The 17,497-nt window shown below is 65.6% G+C and carries 16 protein-coding genes and 1 pseudogene; 10 read left to right on the top strand and 7 right to left on the bottom strand.

The window, feature by feature from the left end; translation table 11 throughout:
• Positions 1–175: 175 nt before the first annotated feature.
• The 4 genes from AC6LJY_RS02640 (at position 176) to AC6LJY_RS02625 (ending at position 4,055) form a co-directional block, all read left to right on the top strand.
• Positions 176–661 carry a tripartite tricarboxylate transporter TctB family protein gene (locus AC6LJY_RS02640; protein WP_046803867.1) on the top strand — a complete coding sequence of 162 codons (486 nt, stop codon included), beginning with the start codon at positions 176–178 and terminating at the stop codon, positions 659–661.
• A gap of 3 nt (positions 662–664) precedes the next feature.
• Positions 665–2,185, top strand: coding sequence for a tripartite tricarboxylate transporter permease (locus AC6LJY_RS02635; protein WP_314362656.1), 1,521 nt, complete (start codon positions 665–667; stop codon positions 2,183–2,185).
• A 76-nt stretch (positions 2,186–2,261) separates the two neighbouring features.
• On the top strand, positions 2,262–2,741 hold the full coding sequence (locus tag AC6LJY_RS02630) for a hypothetical protein (RefSeq protein WP_485131453.1): 480 nt from the start codon (positions 2,262–2,264) through the stop codon (positions 2,739–2,741).
• 54 nt (positions 2,742–2,795) lie between these two features.
• On the top strand, positions 2,796–4,055 hold the full coding sequence (locus AC6LJY_RS02625) for a putative Na+/H+ antiporter (RefSeq protein WP_498135228.1): 1,260 nt from the start codon (positions 2,796–2,798) through the stop codon (positions 4,053–4,055).
• 12 nt (positions 4,056–4,067) lie between these two features.
• Here the strand turns inward: AC6LJY_RS02625 and AC6LJY_RS02620 are convergent.
• Positions 4,068–4,259: pseudogene (locus tag AC6LJY_RS02620) on the bottom strand (cysteine hydrolase); the annotation flags it as partial.
• 229 nt (positions 4,260–4,488) lie between these two features.
• Between AC6LJY_RS02620 and AC6LJY_RS02615 the strand changes: the two are divergent.
• From AC6LJY_RS02615 to pdxR, 5 genes are all read left to right on the top strand, one after another.
• On the top strand, positions 4,489–5,016 hold the full coding sequence (locus AC6LJY_RS02615) for a sigma-70 family RNA polymerase sigma factor (protein WP_046803872.1): 528 nt from the start codon (positions 4,489–4,491) through the stop codon (positions 5,014–5,016).
• A 6-nt stretch (positions 5,017–5,022) separates the two neighbouring features.
• Positions 5,023–5,985: a FecR domain-containing protein gene (locus AC6LJY_RS02610; RefSeq protein WP_498135227.1), complete on the top strand. Its 963-nt coding sequence runs from the start codon at positions 5,023–5,025 to the stop codon at positions 5,983–5,985.
• Between the two features lie 89 nt (positions 5,986–6,074).
• Positions 6,075–8,522, top strand: a complete 2,448-nt coding sequence (locus AC6LJY_RS02605) for a TonB-dependent siderophore receptor (protein ID WP_498135226.1) — start codon at positions 6,075–6,077, stop codon at positions 8,520–8,522.
• Positions 8,523–8,634: 112 nt separating this feature from the next.
• Positions 8,635–8,769: a hypothetical protein gene (locus tag AC6LJY_RS02600; RefSeq protein WP_498135225.1), complete on the top strand. Its 135-nt coding sequence runs from the start codon at positions 8,635–8,637 to the stop codon at positions 8,767–8,769.
• On the top strand, positions 8,753–10,318 hold the full coding sequence (pdxR, locus tag AC6LJY_RS02595) for a MocR-like pyridoxine biosynthesis transcription factor PdxR (protein WP_498135224.1): 1,566 nt from the start codon (positions 8,753–8,755) through the stop codon (positions 10,316–10,318). Before AC6LJY_RS02600 ends, pdxR begins: the two co-directional genes overlap by 17 nt.
• Before the next feature lie 112 nt (positions 10,319–10,430).
• Here the strand turns inward: pdxR and AC6LJY_RS02590 are convergent, their stop codons facing one another.
• The 4 genes from AC6LJY_RS02590 to AC6LJY_RS02575 form a co-directional block, all read right to left on the bottom strand.
• Entirely contained in the window at positions 10,431–11,639 is a 1,209-nt protein-coding gene (locus tag AC6LJY_RS02590; RefSeq protein ID WP_314362634.1) for a benzoate/H(+) symporter BenE family transporter, read from the bottom strand.
• A gap of 129 nt (positions 11,640–11,768) precedes the next feature.
• Entirely contained in the window at positions 11,769–12,413 is a 645-nt protein-coding gene (locus tag AC6LJY_RS02585; RefSeq protein ID WP_104142151.1) for a hypothetical protein, read from the bottom strand.
• Between the two features lie 135 nt (positions 12,414–12,548).
• The gene (locus AC6LJY_RS02580; protein ID WP_498135223.1) at positions 12,549–13,517 is read right to left on the bottom strand and encodes a Bug family tripartite tricarboxylate transporter substrate binding protein; all 969 of its coding nucleotides are present in this window, start codon (positions 13,515–13,517) and stop codon (positions 12,549–12,551) included.
• A gap of 2 nt (positions 13,518–13,519) precedes the next feature.
• The gene (locus AC6LJY_RS02575) at positions 13,520–14,050 is read right to left on the bottom strand and encodes a GAF domain-containing protein (RefSeq protein WP_498135222.1); all 531 of its coding nucleotides are present in this window, start codon (positions 14,048–14,050) and stop codon (positions 13,520–13,522) included.
• Between the two features lie 94 nt (positions 14,051–14,144).
• Between AC6LJY_RS02575 and AC6LJY_RS02570 the strand changes: the two genes are divergently transcribed.
• On the top strand, positions 14,145–15,110 hold the full coding sequence (locus AC6LJY_RS02570) for a LysR substrate-binding domain-containing protein (protein WP_498135221.1): 966 nt from the start codon (positions 14,145–14,147) through the stop codon (positions 15,108–15,110).
• On the opposite strand, the gene AC6LJY_RS02565 is transcribed toward AC6LJY_RS02570, so the two are convergent.
• Together AC6LJY_RS02565 and AC6LJY_RS02560 are read right to left on the bottom strand one after the other, a co-directional pair.
• Complete coding sequence (locus AC6LJY_RS02565) at positions 15,103–16,293, bottom strand: M24 family metallopeptidase (RefSeq protein WP_498135220.1); 1,191 nt, start codon at positions 16,291–16,293, stop codon at positions 15,103–15,105. The genes AC6LJY_RS02570 and AC6LJY_RS02565 overlap by 8 nt on opposite strands.
• Before the next feature lie 225 nt (positions 16,294–16,518).
• On the bottom strand, positions 16,519–17,496 hold the full coding sequence (locus AC6LJY_RS02560; protein ID WP_498135219.1) for a PDR/VanB family oxidoreductase: 978 nt from the start codon (positions 17,494–17,496) through the stop codon (positions 16,519–16,521).
• Position 17,497: the final 1 nt, after the last annotated feature.

Raw genomic sequence — 17,497 nt, 5'->3', positions numbered from 1 at the left:
TGTTCACCGTTGTTCAGCGATGTGAACAAGCGTCTTTCATCCTGCTGGTTTTCCCGGATGAAGCCGGCAAAAGCTTGAAAGCGGATTGCAAGGCGTCGTCCTTAAAGTGCCCCCTCCTTCGGCTTGCGACATCACGCGCGCCGAAGTATGTCGACAACAAACAGGGGAGCAAGCCGTGGGCAGCACCATATTTTCCAGAAAGCGCGATCTGTGGGGCGGTGCGTTCATCGCCCTGTGCGGCGCGCTCACTATTTTTGAAGCAACGTCCTACAACATCGGAGAGCTGGCGCGGATGGGCCCGGGCTATTTCCCGCTGATGATCGGTTGCTTCCTGGTCGCGCTGGGCATCCTGGTCCCGCTCAGCCCGGACCCCGATGAAGTGCAGGAAGAAATGATGGAAGAACAGCTGCCCCAGCCTACGCGCCGCGATCGCGTGCGCGGCATGGCGTGCATCGCCGCCGGCATCGCGCTCTTCATCATCCTTGGCAGCTTCCTGGGATTCCTGCCCGCCACGTTTGCGCTGGTGTTCGTCTCGGCGCTGGGCGATACGTCCAACTCCGTCAAGTCCGCCGCCATTCTCGCCATTGCAATGACGGTGTTCGGCGCGGTGGTGTTTTCCTGGGCGCTGCAATTGCAGTTTCCGATGCTGCGCTGGGGGTAGGAAATGGATCTGTTCGACAACGTATTGCATGGTTTTTCCGTGGCGTTGCAGTGGGAGAACCTGCTGTGGTCGCTGTTCGGCGTGTTCATGGGCAACATGATCGGCGTGCTGCCGGGCATGGGTGTGCTGGCCGCCATTTCGATCCTGCTGCCGCTGACCTACGCAATGACGCCGGTGGCCGCGCTGATGATGCTGGCCGGCATCTACTATGGCGCGCAGTATGGCGGCGGCATCACCTGCATTTTGCTGAACCTGCCGGGCACGCCGTCACACGCGGTGACCTGCCTGGACGGCAACCCGCTGGCCCGCCAGGGCAAGTCGGGGTCGGCGCTGTTCATGCTGGTCATGTCGTCGTTCGTGGGCGCCAGCGTGGGCATCATCATCATGATTCTGTTCTCGCCGATGCTGGTGGAAGTGGCCTTCCAGTTCGGCCCGGCGGAATATTTTTCGATGATGATGCTGGGCTTGTTCGCCGGCGCCACGCTGGCCAAGGGCTCGGCCATCAAGGGCATCGCCATGGTGTTCCTGGGCTTGCTGCTGGGCGTGGTGGGTACCGACGTCAACACGGGCACCATCCGTTACGGCTTCGGCGTCATCGAGCTGAGCGACGGCGTGCCCCTGGTGGCGCTGGCGATGGGCCTGTTCGGCTTGGCGGACTTCTTCGCCAACGTCAACCGCATCGGCAAGGCCACGACGGTGGGCGCGGGCCCCAAGATGTCGGTGCGACCCGAACCCGGCGACATCAAGAAGTCGGCCATGCCGATTGCGCGCGGCAGCGCCATAGGCGCAATCCTGGGCATCTTGCCGGGCACGGGCGCGACCATTGCGTCGTTCATGTCCTATGCGGTGGAAAAGCGCGTGTCCAAGACGCCCAAGCGCTTTGGCAACGGCGCCATCGAAGGCGTGGCGGGTCCGGAAGCGGCCAATAACTCGGCGGCGCAAACCAGCTTCATCCCGACCATGAGCCTGGGCATTCCCGGCGACTCGGTGATGGCGCTGATGCTGGGCGCGCTGATCATCCACGGTATCCAGCCGGGTCCGCAGATGGTGACCGAGCACGCCGACCTGTTCTGGGGGCTGATCGCCAGCTTCTGGATCGGCAACGTCATGCTGGTGGTCATGAACCTGCCCCTGATCGGCATGTGGGCACGGCTGCTGAAGGTGCCGTACAAGTACCTGTTCCCGTCCGCGCTGTTCTTCGTGTGTGTCGGCGTCTACAGCACCAACAACAACCTGTTCGATGTGGGCATGGTGCTGGTGCTGGGCTTGGTGGGCTACCTGTTCCTGAAGCTGCGTTTTTCGCCCGCGCCGCTGTTGCTGGGTTTCGTGCTGGGGCCGATGGTCGAAGAGAACTTCCGGCGTGCGCTGCTGCTGTCGCGCGGCAGCATGAACGTGTTTATCGATCGCCCGATCAGCGCCGGCTTTGTCTACGCCATCCTGGCGCTTGCCGCCTGGCTGGTGTTCTCGACGGTGCGCAACCGCAAGCGGGTCCGCGAGCTTGAAAGGGCTCAGGCCGGCGCCTGATCGCGTGCCGATGTCGTACTGAAAGGTGAAAAGGGGGCTGTCGGCTGGCCCCCTTTTCCATTGATGGGAGCGTGTCATGAAGCAATCGGATTGGCCTGCGCGGGGCGACATGCGGTGCGGTGACTTGACCGTGGTGCGCGAACTGCCCTTTGTGGAATTCATTGAACTGCTTGAATTCAGCCATCTGCGTTTCGACCCGCCCGCGCAAGGGGCCGCGTCCGCGCTGGTGGGCACGCAGGAATGGCGCCGGCGGATCGAGGGCGACTGCGCGCAGCCGGAATCGGTGTATGTCTGCACGACGCTGGATGCGCTGCATGACGCGGTGCTGGCGCCCGAGGATGCCGAGCTGAAAATCGACATGCCGTGCCAAAGCCGCGTGCGCCTGCGTACACTGTTCCAGCAACGCGACCGCGCCGCCTCCACGCCCTGCGTCCGGGTGGACTTGCAGGCCTTGATACGGCGGGTGCTGGTGCCCGCCAGCGCCCCGGCGCATCTTTTTGAACTGGTCAGGCACGTCGTCATGACGCGCCTTTGGGTCGAGGTCGCGCGGGTATAGCCGCCGCGCGTTTCACTTCGGCTTGACCACCCGCTTACGTACAGGAACCGACACGTGACAGAGTCCGCACTGCAAATCATCGCCGCCCTTGTTTTCGCCCTTGCTCTGGTGCACACCTTTTCGGCGCCGCTTTTTCTGCGCCTGGCGCATCGCAGCAAGCGCCATGGCGGGCTGCTGCATCTGCTGGGTGAAGTCGAAGTGGTGTTCGGTTTCTGGGCGGCGATATTGCTGGTCTTGATGGCGTTGGCCGCGTCGGGCGAAACGGCGCTGGCGTATGCCGAATCGCGCAACTACACCGAGCCCGCGTTTGTTTTTGTGGTGATGGTCATCGCGGCATCCTTGCCGGTGCTGACGGTGGTGATGCGTCTGGTTGAACGCGTGGCGCGGCTGTTGCCGGTGCGCGACCAAACCGCCAAGGCCTGGTTGTGCCTGGCGCTGGTGCCCCTGGCCGGCTCGTTGGTGACCGAGCCGGCCGCCATGACGATTGCCGCCATGATGCTGGCGCCGCAGGTGTTTCATCGCGAGATGCCGGAACGGTTGAAGTACCTGGCGCTGGGCGTCTTGTTCGTCAACATTTCCATCGGCGGCACGCTGACGTCGTACGCCGCGCCGCCGGTGTTGATGGTGGCGTCCACCTGGGGTTGGGACAGCGCCTTTATGTTCAGCACGTTCGGCTGGAAGGCGGCGCTGGCCGTGCTGGTCAACGCCACGCTGGTGACGGTGTTGCTGCGGCCGTACCTGCGTTCGGGCGACGTGATGGCCATGAAGGACTCGGCCGTGCCGATGTCGCCCGTGGTCATCATGGTGCACCTGTTCTTCCTGGCCGCCGTCGTGCTCAGCGCGCATCACCCCATCCTGTTCCTGGCGCTGTTCCTGTTTTTCATCGGCTACACCCAGGCGTACAAGGCGCATCAAAGCCCGTTGATCATCAAAGAGGCGCTGTTGGTCGGCTTCTTCCTTGCGGGCCTGGTGGTGCTGGGCGGCATGCAGCAGTGGTGGCTGCAACCGATCGTCAGCGGGCTGGAGCCAAACGTGCTGTTCGTCGGCGCCCTGGCGCTGACGGCCATCACCGACAACGCCGCGTTGACCTACCTGGGGTCGCTCATCGACGGCATCTCCAGCCAGGCGCAGTACATGCTGGTGGCCGGCGCGGTGGCCGGCGGCGGGCTGACCGTCATCGCCAATGCGCCCAACCCGGCGGGCGTGGCGCTGCTGCGCGGCAGCTTCGCCAATGGCGCGGTCAGCATGCCGGGCTTGCTGGCTGGCGCGCTGATTCCTACGCTGGTGGCGGCGTCGTTTCTGTTTTTTTTGTGATGGTCCCGGGCATCAAGACGCCGCGCCACCTTCAAAGCGGACATCGGCAGCGGGCAGCGCAACGATCTTCACGCCAAAGCTGGTGATGGCGGGCAGGGTGGCGTTGTGATGCGCGCGGATCTGGGCGCCGGATGCATGCGCTTTGTCGTGCGTGGTGTGCGCGTCGGCGGCTATCGTCACCGCAAAGCCCAAGGCCGCCGCGCGCGGGCTGCGTGTCCGTGGTGTCGAACAAGGCGCGCTGCACGTCGATGATGATCAAGGCGTTGGGCATGGGGATAGAGGTGGCGGCTGAGGCGGTGGCGGGGGCGGACAAGGAAGCTTGGCGCGCACCCGAATCTTGCAGTCTACCGCCGCTTGCAGACCGCTTGGCGACCGCCATCAATAATGATTACAATTCCCATTCTTAAAAATTGGGGTAGCGGTCGCCACGGCCATGTCGTCCTTGGAATCTCTGGAGCACCGAGCGCTGGGCTTGCTCTACCGCGACCATCACGGGTGGTTGCGGGGTTGGTTGCTGAGGCGGCTGAACGTGCCCGCCGAGGCGGCCGACCTGACGCAGGACACGTTCATGCGGCTGCTTTCGTCGCCGGCGTCGATGGCGCAATTGCAAGGCGTGCGGCAACCGCGCAGCTTTCTGGCGACGGTGGCGCAGCGCACGCTGGTGGATCACATCCGGCGCCAGGTGCTGGAACGCGCCTGGCTGGAAACGCTGGCGCAGCAGCCCGAAGCGCATGCCGTGTCCCCCGAGACGCAAGCCATCCTGCTAGAGACCATCCGCGAGATCGACGCCATGCTGCACGGCCTGGGGCACAAGGTGCGGCGCGCCTTCCTGATGTCGCAGCTGGAAGGCGCCAGCTATGCGGACATCGCCGCGCAATTGGGCGTCACCGTCAGTTCGGTGAAGAAATACATGGCGCGCGCTACCGAGCATTGCCTGGTGTACGCCTTGGAAAGGCAGTAGACGCCGATGGCCGACAAGACGATTGCCGCGGCGGCGCAATGGTACGCGCGCCTGTGCGCCGACGAAGTCAGCGCGGCCGATGTGGCGGCGCATGACCGCTGGCTGGCGGCCGACCCTGAACACGCGCGCATCTGGCGCCAGGTGGAACGCCTGCGCGGCACCCTGGGCGCGGCGCCCGCCCAGCTTGCCGCCGATACGCTGAACCGCGCGGACCACCACTTTGCGCGCCGACGCGACGTGTTGCGCAGCGGCTTGGGCGCGGTGGCGCTGGTGGGCGCGGGCGGCATGCTGGCCTGGCGCGTCTTGCCGGTCGACCAGAGGGTGGCCGGCTATCTGGCCGACTACCGCATGGGCACGGGCCAGCGGCGCGAACTGACGCTGGCGGACGGCACTTTGCTGTGGCTGGACAGCGCCAGCGCGGTCGACGTGTCGCTGGACGCGCGCGGCCGCCACATCGCCGTGCATGCGGGCGAGATCCTGATCGACACCGAACACGCCGCACCCGGCGTGCCCCCGCTACGCGTGACCACGCCCCACGGCACCGTGCGGCCACTGGGCACGCGCTTTACCGTCCAGCGCCTGGACGACCTGACCCGCGTGGCGGTGCTGCGTCATGCGGTCGAACTGCTGCCCGCCGACGGCGGCGCGGCGCTGCTGCTCAAGGCGGGCGAACAGGGCACGCTGCAAGCCGCCGCCGCCCGCCATGAAGGCCAGATCATCGGCGAGCCGGACGCCTGGACGCGTGGCCTGTTGATCGTGGACGGCATGCGGCTGGGCGACTTCGTGGCCCAGTTGGACCGCTACCGCCCCGGCCACCTGCGCTGCGACGATGCCGTGGCCCAGCTGCGCGTGTCGGGCGCGTTTCCCATTGACGACACCGACCGCGCGCTGGCCGCCGTGGAGCGCGCTTTACCCGTGCGCATATCCCGTTTCACCCGCTACTACACCCGGATCACCGCCCGGGGCTGACATTATTTTTGCCGGGCATTGTCCTTTTTCCGCGCTCATCCGACTTAGCAGGGATTACGTCGGATTTGATTCACGGAAACCTTCATCCCATGCCTTCCCTTTTGACCAAACCTCGCCATCCCGGCGCCTTGGCGCCTGTTGCCGGCGCCGTCTTCACTGCGTTGTTGACGCTGGCGTCGGCCCCGCCCGCGTGGGCGCAAGCTGCCGACACCGCCGCCAGCGCGCGGCGCTACGACGTGCCGGCCGGCCCGCTGGGCCTGGCCTTAAGCCGCTTCGCCGCCCAGGCCGGCGTGGTGCTGTCCTTCGACGCCTCGCTGACGCAAGGCAAGCAAAGCGCGGGCCTGCAAGGGGAATACGGCATCGCCTCGGGCTTGGCGGCCATGTTGGCGGGCACGGGGCTGGAAGCCGTGAGCCAGGGCGGCAACAACTATGGGGTGCGGCGCGCGGCGGCGCAGACGCTGGCGCCCGTCGAGGTGCTGGGTTCCCGTGAACCAGGCCCCAGCGAAGGCACCGACTCGTACACCGTGGGCCTGAGCACCACCGCCACCAAGCTGCCGATGAGCTTGCGCGAGACGCCGCAGTCGGTCTCGGTGATGACGCGCCAACGCCTGTCGGACCAGGGCCTGAATACGCTGGAAGACGCCATCGCCAACACGCCCGGCCTGACCTTCAAGAAGAAGGGGTCGGCCGACGACAACGAAAAAGGCCTGTACGCGCGCGGCATGGAAGTCACCAATATGCAGGTGGACGGCGTGCCCACGCACAAGGACTTCAATGCGCTGGGGCTGGACACCGCGCTGTACGACCGCATTGAGGTGGTGCGCGGGTCCACGGGTTTGTTGAACGGCGCGGGCAACCCGGCGGCGTCCATCAACCTGGTGCGCAAGCGGCCCACGTCGGACTTCCAGGCCAGCGTGGGCGCGGCCGTGGGGTCATGGGACTACAAGCGCACGGAGTTCGACCTGGGCAGCCCGCTGGATGACGCCGGCAAGCTGCGTGGCCGCGTCGTGGGCGCATGGCAAGAGGGCGGCTCGTTCATCGATCGCGTCAAACAGGATTCGCAGTTGCTGTACGGCGTGATCGAAGCCGATCTGGGCGAACGCACCATGCTGACCTTGGGCGGCGAGTACCAGCGCAAGCATTGCACGGCATGCTCGTACTTCGGCTTTCCGGCGGCCTACGCGGACGGCACCAAGACGGATTTCCGCCAGAGCTTCAACTCGGCCACCGACTGGAGCCGCCAGACACGCACGCGCTACAACGTGTTCGCCACGCTGGACCACGAATTCGCGCCGCTGTGGAAGGGGTCGGTCACCCTGTCGCATACGGGCGACGATAACGACCGCACCTATGGCTGGTTCAGCAGCAATGGCTGGGCGGACCCGAACTCGGGTCGCGGCGCGTCCCTGTGGGTGGCGAAATGGCCTATTCCCAAAACGCAGAACGCCGTGGACGCCAGCCTGACCGGCGCCTTCAACGCGTTCGGCCGCCAGCACGATGTGGTGATCGGCGCCAGCGCCTCGCACACCAATGGCGACTACGACATGTACCCGCTGTGGACCGCGCCGGGCTACGACGCAAAGATTCCGGACATACGCGGCTGGTCCGGCAACATGCCCGAGCCCGACTGGCAGACAACCGGCAAGCGCGACTACACCGAAAAGCAATCGTCGATCTACGGCGCGCTGCGCCTGCGTCCCACCGATGCCTTGTCCGTGGTGCTGGGATCGCGCGTGACGTGGTGGGACCAGCAGGCGTCCTACAACTACAACGACGGCACCTCGTATCCCGACAATATGCGCGAGCAGGGCGTCTACACGCCTTACGCCGGGCTGGTCTACGACCTGACGCCGACCCTGTCCGCGTACGCCAGCTACACCAGCATTTTCCAACCGCAGCAGGCGCAGAATGTGTCGGGCGGCGTGCTGGAACCCATCAAGGGCAACACCTATGAAGTCGGCCTGAAGTCGGCGTGGCTGGATGGCCGGCTGAACGGTTCGGTGGCATTGTTCCGCACCCGCCAGGACAACTACGCGATGGTCGACGGCGACAATCTGGCGCCCAATGGCGACAGCGCTTATGTGGCTGCCGATGGCGCAGTGATGCGCGGCGTGGAAGCCGAGCTCAGCGGCGCGCTGAGCCCAGGCTGGCAGGTGCAGCTGTCGTATGCCTACGTGGACCGCCGCCTGCCGCAAGGCTTCATCACGCAGGTCGGGCTGCCGCGCCACATCGCCAAGCTGTACACCACGTATCGCCTGCCGGGCGAGCTGAGCGCGCTGACCGTGGGTGGCGGTGTGCGTTGGGAAAGCGGCAGCGACTATTCCAGCCGTGGCCCAGGCGGCCAGCAGTTTGAATCGTCGCAAAGCGGCTATGCGCTGGTCGACCTGATGGCGCGCTACCAGGTCAACCGCCAATGGTCGGCAACCTTGAACCTGAACAACGTCTTTGACAAGAAGTACTACGCCAGCACCAACGTCTACAGCAACTACTACGGCGCGCCGTTCAGCGCGATGCTGGGCGTGAATTACCGGTATTGATCTTGATCCGTTAAATTACGGCGTCCACGCGCCACGGCTCGCCTCGCGCGAGCCGTGGCCGGTCCCCATCAAGGACTGATCATGACCCGGCAACACCCTGAACGAGCGCGGCGTGAGCCGCGGCAGTCGCACCCGCATGTGCATGTGCATGTGCATGTGCATGTGCATGTGCATGTGCGTTTTCGTCGCCATCGCCATCGCCATCGCCATCTGCATCGGCTTCCCGCCGCATGGTGAAAACGTTTGAACTCGACACGCTGAAAATGCGGCTGGGCGACGCAGAGTTTGCGCGCCTGGATCTGCATCAGCGCATCCAGCGTGCGCTACGCGCGTTGATCCTGGACGGTGCGCTGGGTGCGGGCGTGAAGCTGCCCGCCACGCGCGGGCTGGCCTTGTCCCTGGGCGTGGCGCGCGACACCGTGGAAAGCGCCTATGTGCAGCTGCATCGTGATGGCTACATCGTGCGGCGCGAAGGCTCGGGCAGCTATGTGTCCGATACCGTGGGCGCCGTCTTGCGCGGCGCGGCGGGCGGGCGCGTCAAGTCTCGGCGTGGCGTAGAGGCCGGGCAGGGTGCAAGGGCGGAGCAGGGTGCAAGGGCGGAGCAAGGCGGCAATGCGGCGCCGCTCAAGGCAAGCCCCGGCCTAAGCCGGCGCGGTACCGCGATCTTTGACAGCGGCGGCGTGAGCGACCAGCAAGCGGTCAGGGCGTTCGCCACCGGCCTGCCCGAAACGCGCACATTTCCCGTGGATGTCTGGGAACGCCTGCAACGCCAAGTGCTCAAAGCGCATCGCGCCAGCGTGCTGCTGCATGGCGACCCGCAAGGGGCCGAGCCGCTGCGCCGTGCAATTGCCGACTACCTGAACCTGGAGCGCGGCGCCCGGGTGTCGGCGGACCAGATCCTGGTGTTGTCCAGCACGCGGCAGGCACTGACGCTGTGCGCGCAACTGCTGGTGGATGCCGACGGCCCGCTCCTGATGGAGAACCCGGGTTACTTCGGCGCGCGCAAGGCGTTTGAAGCCGCGCAGGCCCGTATCGTGCCGATCGATGTGGACGCGGACGGCATCCGCATGGACCTGCTGCGGCAGGACCCCAGCGGCGCCAACTGCGTCTATGTGACGCCGTCGCATCAATACCCCACGGGCGCCATCCTGTCGCTGGAGCGGCGCCTGATGCTGACGCGCTGGGCGCATGAGAACCGGCGCTGGATCATCGAAGATGATTACGACAGCGAATTCCATTACGACGGCCCGCCTACCGCGTGCGTGCAGGGCGTGGACCAGTTTGATCGGACCTTGTACCTGGGCACCTTCAGCAAGACGCTGTTCCCCGGCTTGCGAATGGGCTACATGGCGTTGCCGCCTGAGCTGGTCGACGCCTTTGTCCGCGCCCGCAGCATCATGGACGGGCACACGCCGCAGGTGCTGCAACTGACGCTGGCGCGCTTCATGGAAGATGGGCACTACAACGCGCACGCGCGGGCAATGCGCAAGCTGTACGCGTCGCGTCGCGCCTGCATGCTGGATGCCATCGGGCGGCACCTGTCGGGCATCGTCACCGCCATCCGGCCGCCGGGCGGCTTGCAGGTGCCTTGCCTGTTGCAAGCGGGATGGTCCGAAGAACAGACCATCCGGCAAGCGGCCGCAGCCGGTATCGTGCTGCCGGGCATCAGTCGCCTGTACGCGGGGGCGGATCGCCTGGAAGGGTGGCTGCTGGGCTACGCGTCGTTGGCCGAACACGAGATCGAAGCCGCGCTGCTGCGGCTGCGTAATGCGTTGGCGCGCACGCCACGGCGGTAGCGCTCATGGCGTGCATCGCGGCTTGGCGATTGGTGGCGTGCCTGGCGGCTGGGGTATTGGTGGGGCCTGCCTGACCGCTGGGTATGGGGACCTGCCTGGCGGCCCCGTGCGCCTACGGTCTGGACGCGCTGCCAACCAGCGTGCGATGGCCGCCATGGATCAGCAAATGCGCCGTCAGGCCGGCCACCAGGCCCCAGAACGCGCCGCCCACGCCCAGCAGCGTGACGTTCGCGGCGGTGGCCAGGAAGGTGATCAGTGCGGTTTCGCGCGTGCGGGCGTCGGCCATGGCATTGGCCAGGCTGCCGCCGATGGCGCCCAGCAGCGCCAGCCCGGCCAGCGTGGTGATGAAGGCCTTGGGCAGCACCATGAACAGCGTGGCCAGCGTCACGCCGAAGGTGCCGACCAAAACGTAGAACAGTCCGCACGCCAAGCCTGCCAGGTAGCGCTTGCGCGGGTCGGGATGCGCGTCCGGGCCGGTGCAGATGGCCGCCGTGATTGCCGCCACGTTGAACGCGTGCGCGCCAAATGGGGCCATCAGCAACGAGCCCAACCCCGTCGTGACCAGAATCGGGTTGGCGCTGGTCTTGAAGCCGTCGTTGCGCAGCACCAGCATGCCGGGCATGTACTGGCCGGTCAGCGTGATGATGAACAGGGGCAAGGCCACGCCCAGCAAGGCGTTCAGCGAAAACCGCGGCATTTCGAATACCGGCGTGGCCAGGCTCAAGTGCACGGCGGAAAAATCAATGCGGCCTTGCGCGATCAGCATCGCCAGGCCGATGACCAGGATGCCGACCACGGCAAAGCGCGACGTGAATCGCTTGAGCAGCGCGTACGACACCACCAGGACGATGACCAGCAGCGGGTCGACGCTGGCGCCGCCAAAGGCATTGACCCCGAACTGAAGCAGGATGCCCGCCAACAGGCCTGCCGCGATGCCGCCCGGTATCAACCGCACCAGCTTTTCAAAGGCGCCCGACATGCCCAGCACCACGAAGCCCAGCGCTGAAATGACATACGCGCCGATCACTTCGCCATAGGGCGTGAACGGCATCACCGTAGCCAGGAACGCGACGCCGGGGGTGGACCACGCGGTGATGATCGGCGCTTTGTAGCGAAAACTCAGCATTGCCCCCGTGATGCCCACGCCCACGGATACCGCCCACACCCACGACGCGGTCTGCGCCGGTGTCAGCCCGGCCAACTCGGCGGCCTGGAACACCAGCACGAAGGTGCCGCCGTAATTGACCAGCACGGAGATCAGCGCCGCAACGGTCGGGGAAAAGAAGTCGGCGGCGCGCAGGCTGGCCGGCAATGGATTCATGACATCACTCCACACTTTGAAGAAAACGCGGCCGGCATCTTGACGATGGCCGGCCGGCGCGCAAAGCAAAAGTGTAGGGCTGTGGCGGCCTGTTCAATCAGGCCACATTCCTGAATACCACCAGACCACTTATCGGCAACGCTGCGTGGGTAGACCGTAGCCGACGGTAATGGCGGTGACGGGCACGTCCTTGAAGGCGGCCTGGGCCGCGTCGTCAAAGCGCGTTTCGCAATTGAACTTGGTGTCCATCACGTAGTCCTCGCCGGCGGCCTTCTTGATCTGGGCTTCCCAGGCGTCGGCGGCGTCCATTGCCTTGCCGCTGACCAACACCGTCTCCATCAGCACTTCCACGGCGCCCGACGAACGCGGCGCGGTCCACAGCGCGTAGACGGACGGGTCCGCCGCGTTGCCGCACTGCGAGAGGCAATCCGCGGTGTAGCGCAGGCCCCGGCCGAACATGCCGGGGGTGATGGGCTGGCCGGCCTTCGGCGCGTCTTCGCCGATGAAGCTCTTCAAGTCGGCCTCGCAGCCCGGCGCCAGCTCCAGGCGCAGCGCCGTCACCTTGCCGTTGCCGATGGTGGCCCTGACCTGACACTGTTGCACCACGAAGACGTGGTCATTGCCGAAAGATTCCCGAGGCACGCCGGCAACCGATTCAAGATAACGCTGGTTCGCGCCCAACATGGCGCCGTTGAACACTTCCTTTACCGTCGCCGCCTGTGCGGCGCTTGCGCCGACCAGCAGGATACCCAGGGCCAAGGCTTTGAACTTCATTCGAATGACACTCCGTGGTTGGTGGCATCGCGAGCCCGTGGCGGGCTCGCAAAAAGGCGGATGCACGCGCATCCTGCCACAAACCGGCGTGTTTCGTGTGAGGAAAAAGGCAGGGCGGGCGGGCCCGCCGGGGCGTCAATTGGGCTTTAACGAGATGTCCCGGGCGACCTGGCCGAGCAGGTCGTAGTCCTTGCGAGCGCGCGCCAGGGCCTCGCTCGGGGTGTTGCCGACGACGACCCATCCCAGTTCCTGCAACTTGCGCTGCATGTCGGGCTCTTTCAGGCTGGCCGCCAGCGCGTCATGAAGCTTGTCGACGATGGCGGGGGGCGTGCCCTTGGGCGCCGCCAGCCCAAACCACCCAGCCGGAACCAAGCCTGTCACGCCCACTTCCTTGGCGGTCGGCACCTGGGGGTAGCCGCTGAAACGATAGTCGCTGGTCACGAACAGCGCCGTCGTCTTGCCGGCGGTGACATACGGAATCTGGGACGCCGCGTTGTCCATCATGGAGTCCACGTGCCCGCCCAGAATGTCGTTGACGGCCGGGGCCGCGCCCTTGTAGCCGATGATGCTGAGGTTCAGCCCCGCCAGCTTGGCGAAGGCCGCCTGCGTCAGATGCGCCTGCGTGCCCAGGCCCGCATTGGCCGACGTCAGGCCGCCCGGCTTGGAGCCATCCAGCGCCTTGAAGTCCGCATAGGTCTGCGCCGGGAACGTCTTGTTGACCACGAAGACGAACGGCACTTCGACGGCGATGGAAATATGCGCCAGGTCGTCCAGCGTGCTGTACCGCAGCTTGTAGATGTGCGGGTTGACCGAGATGGTTCCGCTGGCGCTCAGCAGCAGCGTGTAGCCGTCCGGAGCCGCCCGCACGACGTGTTCGGTGGCGATGGACCCGCCCGCGCCCGGCTTGCTGTCCACGATGATGGGCTGGCCCAGGCGCTTGGACATGGACTCGGCCAGCAGCCGGGTCATCGTGTCCGACGCCGACCCCGGCGCATAGGGATAGACGATGGTGATGGCCTTGGCCGGGTAGGCGTCGGCGGAGGCGGCTTGCGCCATGCTGCAAGGCAGCAGCAGCGCGGCAAGGTAAGTGCACAGGCGTTTCATGGTTATTCCCCTTGTTGTCGTACTGTTTGAATGATGTTCTGAACGACCGGAATGGCAAGCGCGCCATACCAGTCCAGCTCGGTCAGCATGTCGGCTCGGTACCAGCCGGCCTGATGCAAAAGGTTGAGCGATGCAATGGTCTGGCCGTTCCAGCGCACGGGCACGTTGACCGCGCTTTCGCAGCCCAGCGACCGGATCAGTTCATGATCGGGAAACGCCGCTACGCAGGCGGCGCGGTCGGCGCAGATCCTGGCCTTGCCGTCTTGCACGACGCGGGCAAAAAAATCGCTGTCTTCGCGTATCGGCTTGGCGCCGCCAGGCGGGTAGGCGTCCGGCCGGCTGGAGAAGTAGCGGCGGCTCAAGCCCGCCTGCCGGTCAAGGACCAGGACGGTGAACAAGCGATATCCGACGCGTGCCGCCAAGGCCGTGGCCAGCCCTTGCAGCCCGGTGTGCGGCTGCGGGCCGTCAGCCAGTGCGCGCGCCATCGCGCTTAGCGCACCCGCTTGCGGCGGAAGGTTTGTTGAAATCGTCACGGCCTGGTTTCCATCTGTGGTGGAAAGCCATTTTGGCCGCCAAAGCCCATACCAAGCTAATGAATAAAGCTGAGATATCCATTACCATTTCCGCATGGAAACCGCCTCGACCGACCTTGCCTGGACTCGCCGCCTGAAGCTTCGACACCTACAGGTGCTGGCGGCATTGGAAAGCGCGGGCAGCGTCACCGCCGCCGCCAAAGCCATGCACATGACCCAGCCTGCGTTGTCGCATTGGCTCAGCGATATGGAAGACCTGGTCGGCACGGCCCTCTTCTTGCGGGGCCGCAAGCTGGAATTGACCGAAGCAGGGCGCGCGCTATGGCGCTATGCATGCCGCGTGCTGGGCGATACCGCGCGCACGGGCGAAGAGATCGAGGCCGTGAAAGGCGGCGTGGCGGGGCATCTGCATATCGGCACGATCCTGTCCGCCGCGCCCGTGCTCCTGCCGCGCGCCATCGCGGCGCTGCACCAGCGGTCTCCCAAGGTGCAGATCGAATTGGTGGAAGGCCTGCTGGAACCCTTGATGGAACGCGTTGAACGCCGCGAAATCGACTTGATCATCGGGCCGTTGGACGTGCGCGCCAGCCGTTCGGGCCTGTGCACGGAATGGCTGATGACGGATACCTTCAGCGTGGTGGCACGACGCGGCCATCCGCTGGCGGAACTGGACGCGCCGCGGTGGGAGGATACCGGCGCGTACCCGTGGGTCTTGCCGCCACCCGGCACCTTGTCACGGATGCGGCTGGATCAGGCGGTGGCGGACGCGGGCATGCCGCCGCCCACGCCGGCCGTCGAGACCAGTTCGCTGGTGGCGCTGCTGTCCATGCTGCAAGGGCGGGACTACATCGCTACCCTGGCAAGTTCCGTGGCGCACATGTACGAACAGCTGAACCTGATCCGCATCATCCGCGTGCCGTCGCGATTGGAGTTCGGCCCCATCGGCATGTTGTGGGCAGCGGATTCCCCCAGCATCGTGCTGCCGGCCTTGCGCGATACGTTGCGCGAAGAAGCCGGCAGTCTTGTCGAAACGGGGAACGGCGGCGCAAGCGCTACTTGACGGTGGCGTACTCCAGCGTCTTGGGCGTATGCGTCAAGACGCGCGGGGTGTCGCCCACGACCACCGTGTCATCCAGCCGGAAGCCGCCGATGCCATAGGCGTAGATGCCGGGTTCGGCCGAGTACACCTCGTTGTCCAGCAGCGGGCGCTGGCAGAACGCCATGTCTTCGGGATATTCATGATGGATGATGCCCACCGCATGCCCCGTGCGATGGCGGATGAAGTCGGCGTAGCCGGCTTTTTCGATTTCGGCTTGCGCGGCCGCGTCGATCATGCAGACCGGGTTGCCGGTGCGCGCGGCGTCGATGGCTGCCTCGTTGGCCGCCTTGGCCGCCGACCACAGCCGGGTCTGTTCGGCAGAGGGCGTGCCGCAGAACCAGGTGCGTTCGTTTTCGATGGTCAAGCCATTCAGACGCGGGATGACGATGTTGACCAGCACGTCGCCTTCCTTGATACGCGCGCCGCAGGACGCGCCGTCACCATGCGGGGATGCGGACGCCGGGCCGCTCAACGTCCAGCAGCGAATCACCTCGAAATGTTCGCCGGGAAAGCGTTCGGCCGCTTCCTGCACGAACAGCGACGCCATGGCGAAGTCCAGTTCTTGGACCAGACGGCCCGGGCGAATGTTCTCGCGGTAACGGTCCTGAATCCAGTCCGAGATGGACGCCGCCGCCGCCATGACGGCCAGTTCTTCTTCGTGCTTTTGCCAGCGCAGCGACCGGCATTCGGGCGTGGCGGGGCGCAGCACCAGCTCGGGCAGCAACCGGCCGACCGCCGCCAGTACCGGGCTGCCGCCCTCAACGGCGATGCGTGAACGCGCCAGCCCGGCCGATTTCAGGCGCGCCGCCAGCACCTCCGGTAACTGCGTGATCAGCGGCAGCCGGTTGGTCACGCGCGGGTGCTCGGCGTAGTAAGTGATATCGGTGATCCAGACCTTGCCCTGGTCCTGCGAAAAGCGCATGTGATGCGTGGACAACTCGTTCATCACCAAAAACGGCGTGCCGTTGCGCGGCACCACGGCAAAGATCGGGCGTTCCCAGGGCAGGACGTCGGTATGGAAGTTGGTGGCGAACTGAAAAAAATCCGCCGACGTGAAGACGATGGCGTCAACCGCCAGGTCGTCCATCATCGCGGTCATCTTGTCCAGCCGGTATTGCCAGACAGCCTTGGTCAGTTTGGGCATGCTGCGCGTCCTTGTGCAGAAGATTGATGCGTTGCCCACGCCAAGCCGGCCCGTGCATCGTCGAACAGGGCCCAGGCAGGCAACGCCATGGAACTTGTCGACGATTATGGGCAGGGACGGCATTAGCGCCCAATGAATAAAGCTGAGGCCGCCATAAGCGTTATGGCATGGGCAAGCGGCACGGCCGGGGCGGCCTGCGACGGTTCGGTTGTGTCGATGCCGCCGTCAGATATCCAGTTCGACCGTGCCGGCCGCCCGCGACACACAGACCATCATGCAGCGATGCTCGGCGCGTTGCGCGTCGCTCAGGACGTAATCGCGATGATCGACAGCCCCGGACAGCACCGGGGCTTCGCAACTGCCGCACAGCCCTTCGCGGCACGAGCTTGGCCACGCGATGCCTGCTTCTTCCAGCACTTCCAGCAGTGACTTGCCGGCTGGAACCACATAGCGGCCACCGGACTTGGCCAGCACCACGGTGAAGGCATCGGCGCCGGGTTGCGCTGGGCCAGGCACGGGCGTGGGCGTGGGCGTGGGCGTGGGCGATGCCGAGAATCGCTCGGTGTGGAAATTCGACGGGGCAATTCCCAACTGCACGCAGGCCTGGCCCACGGCATCCATCAAAGAGGATGGCCCACAGCAATACACATGGGACCCGGGCCGGGCGACTTTTTCAACATAGGAGGGCGCATCGCAGCGCGCGGCCCGTTCGTCGTCCATGTGCAGGGTGACCCGGTCGCCGTATTCGGCCAGCTCGTGCAAGAAGGCGGCATGCGCCCGGCCGCGGGCACAGTAAAGCAAGGTCCAGGGCTCTTTGCGCCGCTCGCAGGCAAGGATCATGCCAAGGAAAGGGGTGATGCCGATCCCGCCGGCGATAAACACGTGCGACGTCGCCTGCGCATGTAAACCGAACAGTTGGCGCGGCGCACCGACGTGCAAGGTGTCGCCCTCGCGTAGCGTGTCATGGATGCGGCGCGATCCGCCCCGGGAGTCAACGGCCAGCCCGACCCCCAGGCGGTACTCGTCGCATTGCGCCGGATCGCCGCATAGGGAATATTGACGGGTCATCCCGTTGCCCAGATCCACGTCGATATGGGCGCCGGGCTCGTAGGCGGGCAGATTGGCGCCGTCTTTATCGCGCAGCAACAGGCTGACAACGCCCTGCGCTTCGGGCGTAATGCGGCAGACAATCAGCGGCTGCATG

It is taken from the genome of Achromobacter sp. RT286_PF (assembly GCF_059760425.1).
Note: the sequence above shows the minus strand (reverse complement) of the source record. Positions and strands in the feature narration are given on the sequence as shown.

Excerpts from the sequence above, each read along its gene's own strand:
- AC6LJY_RS02635 (WP_314362656.1), top strand. The coding sequence starts at position 665 with ATGGATCTGTTCGACAACGTATTGCATGGTTTTTCCGTGGCGTTGCAG.
- AC6LJY_RS02630 (WP_485131453.1), top strand. The coding sequence starts at position 2,262 with ATGAAGCAATCGGATTGGCCTGCGCGGGGCGACATGCGGTGCGGTGAC.
- AC6LJY_RS02615 (WP_046803872.1), top strand. The coding sequence starts at position 4,489 with ATGTCGTCCTTGGAATCTCTGGAGCACCGAGCGCTGGGCTTGCTCTAC.
- AC6LJY_RS02610 (WP_498135227.1), top strand. The coding sequence starts at position 5,023 with ATGGCCGACAAGACGATTGCCGCGGCGGCGCAATGGTACGCGCGCCTG.
- AC6LJY_RS02605 (WP_498135226.1), top strand. The coding sequence starts at position 6,075 with ATGCCTTCCCTTTTGACCAAACCTCGCCATCCCGGCGCCTTGGCGCCT.
- pdxR (WP_498135224.1), top strand. The coding sequence starts at position 8,753 with ATGGTGAAAACGTTTGAACTCGACACGCTGAAAATGCGGCTGGGCGAC.
- AC6LJY_RS02590 (WP_314362634.1), bottom strand. The coding sequence starts at position 11,639 with ATGAATCCATTGCCGGCCAGCCTGCGCGCCGCCGACTTCTTTTCCCCG.
- AC6LJY_RS02585 (WP_104142151.1), bottom strand. The coding sequence starts at position 12,413 with ATGAAGTTCAAAGCCTTGGCCCTGGGTATCCTGCTGGTCGGCGCAAGC.
- AC6LJY_RS02580 (WP_498135223.1), bottom strand. The coding sequence starts at position 13,517 with ATGAAACGCCTGTGCACTTACCTTGCCGCGCTGCTGCTGCCTTGCAGC.
- AC6LJY_RS02570 (WP_498135221.1), top strand. The coding sequence starts at position 14,145 with ATGGAAACCGCCTCGACCGACCTTGCCTGGACTCGCCGCCTGAAGCTT.
- AC6LJY_RS02565 (WP_498135220.1), bottom strand. The coding sequence starts at position 16,293 with ATGCCCAAACTGACCAAGGCTGTCTGGCAATACCGGCTGGACAAGATG.
- AC6LJY_RS02560 (WP_498135219.1), bottom strand. The coding sequence starts at position 17,496 with ATGCAGCCGCTGATTGTCTGCCGCATTACGCCCGAAGCGCAGGGCGTT.